Origin of the sequence: Oleomonas cavernae (genome assembly GCF_003590945.1) — a bacterium.
GTDB lineage: Bacteria > Pseudomonadota > Alphaproteobacteria > Zavarziniales > Zavarziniaceae > Zavarzinia > Zavarzinia cavernae.
Genome location: NZ_QYUK01000018.1, coordinates 1 through 5,256 on the forward strand (window position 1 = coordinate 1; position 5,256 = coordinate 5,256).

Genomic DNA, 5,256 nt, shown 5'->3' on the forward strand with positions numbered 1-5,256 from the left:
GCTCGTGTCGTGAGATGTTGGGTTAAGTCCGCAACGAGCGCAACCCTCGCCTTTAGTTGCCATCAGGTTAAGCTGGGCACTCTAAAGGAACCGCCGGTGACAAGCCGGAGGAAGGTGGGGATGACGTCAAGTCCTCATGGCCTTACGGGTTGGGCTACACACGTGCTACAATGGCAGTGACAGTGGGTTGCGAAGCAGCGATGCGGAGCCAATCCCAAAAGCTGCCTCAGTTCGGATTGTTCTCTGCAACTCGAGAGCATGAAGGCGGAATCGCTAGTAATCGCGGATCAGCATGCGCGGTGAATACGTTCCCGGCCTTGTACACACCGCCCGTCACACCATGGGAGTTGGTTTTACCCGAAGCCGGTGCGCTAACCGCAAGGAGGCAGCCGACCACGGTAAGGTCAGCGACTGGGGTGAAGTCGTAACAAGGTAGCCGTAGGGGAACCTGCGGCTGGATCACCTCCTTTCTAAGGACTTGAAAGAGCAGGGGCCGGCTTCGTGCTGGACCGCCTCTCCTTTGAGGCTTGGAATACGCCGATATGCGTCTAACCCACGCTGAGGCACGCCGAAAGGCATAGGGTCCGCAAGGACCCATGGTCGGAGACGACCGCAGGGCGTAACCGCCGTCTTCGCTTCTCTTCCCTAAGATCGGTCCAGCCAGGTCACCTTGCGGTGATGCTGGCTTGGGCCATGACCGGGCTCGGGCCTGTAGCTCAGTTGGTTAGAGCGCGCGCTTGATAAGCGTGAGGTCGGAAGTTCGAGTCTTCCCAGGCCCACCATTGGTCCCTGACGGGGCCTCAGGCGCCGGGCGGCGACATCCGTCGCCTTGGCTCGCTTCGCTGAAGCTTCGCGGGCGCTCAATGCGCCTTGAAGGTCACCCATTGGGGCCATAGCTCAGTTGGGAGAGCGCGTGCTTTGCAAGCATGAGGTCGTCGGTTCGATCCCGTCTGGCTCCACCAAGGATGCCGATGGTTGAACGAGTGGCGATGTAACGCACCGGATCTTATAAAAGTTTAGCCAGCGTCGTGCTTTGCACGTGCTTGCTTTGCTCTTTTACATTGTGAGGTTTTTAAGTTCTCGAAGACAACACTGACACGGGTGATGTCGGCAGTAATGCTGGATGTCACTTATGTGGGCTGTGTCTTCGCGTGAGAGTGTCGTGTCGAGGGGTAAGCGCTTCAGGCGTTTTGCTCCCGTACATGGCGGTTTTGCGATCGAGCGCGAAAAGGGCATCTGGTGGATGCCTTGGCACTGAGAGGCGATGAAGGACGTAGCACGTTGCGATAAGCTTCGGGGAGCCGCGAGCAGGCTTTGATCCGAGGATTTCCGAATGGGGCAACCCACCGCGCGAGCGGTATCGTACAGTGAATACATAGCTGTGCGAGGCGAACCCGGCGAACTGAAACATCTAAGTAGCCGGAGGAAAGGACATCAACCGAGACTCCGTTAGTAGTGGCGAGCGAACACGGACCAGGCCAGTGGTGTTGTGATTAGAACCGGAACGGTCTGGAAAGGCCGGCCATAGTGGGTGATAGCCCCGTATGGGTAGAAGGTCACAGCATCCTCGAGTAGGGCGGGACACGTGAAATCCTGTCTGAAATTGGGGGACCACCCTCCAAGCCTAAGTACTCCTCAGTGACCGATAGTGAACCAGTACCGTGAGGGAAAGGTGAAAAGCACCCCGACAAGGGGAGTGAAACAGTTCCTGAAACCGGATGCCTACAAGCAGTTGGAGCTCAAGGTTCGTCCTGGGTGACAGCGTACCTTTTGTATAATGGGTCAGCGAGTTGGTCTTACGAGCAAGCTTAAGCCGTTAGGTGTAGGCGCAGCGAAAGCGAGTCTGAACAGGGCGTTCAGTTCGTAGGATCAGACCCGAAACCGAGTGATCTATCCATGGCCAGGTTGAAGATGCAGTAACATGCATTGGAGGACCGAACCCACGCCTGTTGAAAAAGTCGGGGATGAGCTGTGGATAGGGGTGAAAGGCAATCAAACTCGGAGATAGCTGGTTCTCCGCGAAATCTATTTAGGTAGAGCGTCGAATGTTTACCGCCGGGGGTAGAGCACTGGATGGGCTAGGGGGTCCCAAAGACTTACCAAACCTAACCAAACTCCGAATACCGGTGAGTATAGTTCGGCAGGCAGACGGCGGGTGCTAACGTCCGTCGTCGAGAGGGAAACAACCCTGACCGCCAGCTAAGGTCCCCAAGTCATGGCTAAGTGTGGAAGGATGTGGGAAGGCAAAAACCAGGAGGTTGGCTTAGAAGCAGCCATCCTTTAAAGAAAGCGTAATAGCTCACTGGTCTAAACAAGCCGGCCTGCGCCGAAAATGTATCGGGGCTAAAGCCATGCACCGAAGCTGCGGGTTTGCAGTGATGCAAGCGGTAGCGGAGCGTTCCGTAAGCCTGTGAAGGGTCACCCGTGAGGGGGCCTGGAGGTATCGGAAGTGAGAATGCTGACATGAGTAGCGAAATGAGTGTGAGAAACACTCACGCCGAATGTCCAAGGGTTCCTGCGTAAAGTTAATCTGCGCAGGGTGAGCCGCCCGCCCAATCCAATAAGGGCAAACGATACACACCATCCGTCACCACCCGCAGGCCAGGAATATTAACCTGGTTCCATCGACTACGGCTTTCGCCCTCGCCTTAGGGGCGGCTCACCCTGCGCAGATTAACTTTACGCAGGAACCCTTGGACATTCGGCGTGAGTGTTTCTCACACTCATTTCGCTACTCATGTCAGCATTCTCACTTCCGATACCTCCAGGCCCCTCACGGGTGACCTTCACAGGCTTACGGAACGCTCCGCTACCGCTTGCATCACTGCAAACCCGCAGCTTCGGTGCATGGCTTTAGCCCGATACATTTTCGGCGCAGGCCGGCTTGTTTAGACCAGTGAGCTATTACGCTTTCTTTAAAGGATGGCTGCTTCTAAGCCAACCTCCTGGTTGTTTTGGCCTTCCCACATCCTTCCACACTTAGCCATGACTTGGGGACCTTAGCTGGCGGTCAGGGTTGTTTCCCTCTCGACGACGGACGTTAGCACCGCCGTCTGCCTGCCGAACTATACTCACCGGTATTCGGAGTTTGGTTAGGTTTGGTAAGTCTTTGGGACCCCTAGCCCATCCAGTGCTCTACCCCCGGCGGTAAACATTCGACGCTCTACTAAATAGATTTCGCGGAGAACCAGCTATCTCCGAGTTTGATTGGCCTTTCACCCTATCCACAGCTCATCCCGACTTTTTCAACAGGCGTGGGTTCGGTCCTCCAATGCATGTTACTGCATCTTCAACCTGGCCATGGATAGATCACTCGGTTTCGGGTCTGATCCTACGAACTGAACGCCCTGTTCAGACTCGCTTTCGCTGCGCCTACACCTAACGGCTTAAGCTTGCTCGTAAGACCAACTCGCTGACCCATTATACAAAAGGTACGCTGTCACCCAGGACGAACCTTGAGCTCCAACTGCTTGTAGGCATCCGGTTTCAGGAACTGTTTCACTCCCCTTGTCGGGGTGCTTTTCACCTTTCCTCACGGTACTGGTTCACTATCGGTCACTGAGGAGTACTTAGGCTTGGAGGGTGGTCCCCCAATTTCAGACAGGATTTCACGTGTCCCGCCCTACTCGAGGATGCTGTGACCTTCTACCCATACGGGGCTATCACCCACTATGGCCGGCCTTTCCAGACCGTTCCGGTTCTAATCACAACACCACTGGCCTGGTCCGTGTTCGCTCGCCACTACTAACGGAGTCTCGGTTGATGTCCTTTCCTCCGGCTACTTAGATGTTTCAGTTCGCCGGGTTCGCCTCGCACAGCTATGTATTCACTGTACGATACCGCTCGCGCGGTGGGTTGCCCCATTCGGAAATCCTCGGATCAAAGCCTGCTCGCGGCTCCCCGAAGCTTATCGCAACGTGCTACGTCCTTCATCGCCTCTCAGTGCCAAGGCATCCACCAGATGCCTTTTCGCGCTCGATCGCAAAACCGCCATGTACGGGAGCAAAACGCCTGAAGCGCTTACCCCTCGACACGACACTCTCACGCGAAGACACAGCCCACATAAGTGACATCCAGCATTACTGCCGACATCACCCGTGTCAGTGTTGTCTTCGAGAACTTAAAAACCTCACAATGTAAAAGAGCAAAGCAAGCACGTGCAAAGCACGACGCTGGCTAAACTTTTTATAAGATCCGGTGCGTTACATCGCCACTCGTTCAACCATCGGCATCCTTGGTGGAGCCAGACGGGATCGAACCGACGACCTCATGCTTGCAAAGCACGCGCTCTCCAACTGAGCTATGGCCCAATGGGTGACCTTCAAGGCGCATTGAGCGCCCGCGAAGCTTCAGCGAAGCGAGCCAAGGCGACGGATGTCGCCGCCCGGCGCCTGAGGGCCCGTCAGGGACCAATGGTGGGCCTGGGAAGACTCGAACTTCCGACCTCACGCTTATCAAGCGCGCGCTCTAACCAACTGAGCTACAGGCCCGAGCCCGGTCATGGCCCAAGCCAGCATCACCGCAAGGTGACCTGGCTGGACCGGATCTTAGGGAAGAGAAGCGAAGACGGCGGTTACGCCCTGCGGTCGTCTCCGACCATGGGTCCTTGCGGACCCTATGCCTTTCGGCGTGCCTCAGCGTGGGTTAGACGCATATCGGCGTATTCCAAGCTCAAAGGAGAGGCGGTCCAGCACGAAGCCGGCCCCTGCTCTTTCAAGTCCTTAGAAAGGAGGTGATCCAGCCGCAGGTCCCCTACGGCTACCTTGTTACGACTTCACCCAGTCGCTGACCTTACCGTGGTCGGCTGCCTCCTTGCGGTTAGCGCACCGGCTTCGGGTAAAACCAACTCCCATGGTGTGACGGGCGGTGTGTACAAGGCCGGGAACGTATTCACCGCGGCATGCTGATCCGCGATTACTAGCGATTCCGCCTTCATGCTCTCGAGTTGCAGAGAACAATCCGAACTGAGGCAGCTTTTGGGATTGGCTCCGCATCGCTGCTTCGCAACCCACTGTCACTGCCATTGTAGCACGTGTGTAGCCCAACCCGTAAGGGCCATGAGGACTTGACGTCATCCCCACCTTCCTCCGGCTTGTCACCGGCGGTTCCTTTAGAGTGCCCAGCTTAACCTGATGGCAACTAAAGGCGAGGGTTGCGCTCGTTGCGGGACTTAACCAACATCTCACGACACGAGCTGACGACAGCCATGCAGCACCTGTGTGGAAGCCAGCCGAACTGAAGGACCCAGTCTCCCGA

Annotated in this window: 3 tRNA genes, 2 rRNA genes and 5 other annotated features; of the genes, 3 read left to right on the top strand and 2 right to left on the bottom strand. The window is 56.3% G+C overall.

The annotated features are described in order from the left end of the window. The 3 genes from D3874_RS32585 to D3874_RS30965 form a co-directional block, all read left to right on the top strand. Window positions 1–470, top strand: a 16S ribosomal RNA gene (locus D3874_RS32585); the annotation flags it as partial. A 235-nt stretch (window positions 471–705) separates the two neighbouring features. Then, a tRNA-Ile gene (locus D3874_RS30960) sits at window positions 706–782 on the top strand. Between the two features lie 104 nt (window positions 783–886). Next, window positions 887–962, top strand: a tRNA-Ala gene (locus D3874_RS30965). 268 nt (window positions 963–1,230) lie between these two features. Further along, window positions 1,231–1,724 (top strand) — a sequence feature (23S ribosomal RNA rRNA prediction is too short). A gap of 7 nt (window positions 1,725–1,731) precedes the next feature. Next, window positions 1,732–2,463, top strand: a sequence feature (23S ribosomal RNA rRNA prediction is too short). Between the two features lie 32 nt (window positions 2,464–2,495). Continuing rightward, window positions 2,496–2,726: a sequence feature (23S ribosomal RNA rRNA prediction is too short), on the bottom strand. A 13-nt stretch (window positions 2,727–2,739) separates the two neighbouring features. Then, window positions 2,740–3,467 (bottom strand) — a sequence feature (23S ribosomal RNA rRNA prediction is too short). Window positions 3,468–3,474: 7 nt separating this feature from the next. After that, window positions 3,475–3,967: a sequence feature (23S ribosomal RNA rRNA prediction is too short), on the bottom strand. A gap of 446 nt (window positions 3,968–4,413) precedes the next feature. Here D3874_RS30965 and D3874_RS27495 read toward each other — a convergent pair. Continuing rightward, window positions 4,414–4,490, bottom strand: a tRNA-Ile gene (locus tag D3874_RS27495). A gap of 235 nt (window positions 4,491–4,725) precedes the next feature. Next, window positions 4,726–5,256: ribosomal RNA gene (locus D3874_RS27500) — 16S ribosomal RNA — on the bottom strand; the annotation flags it as partial.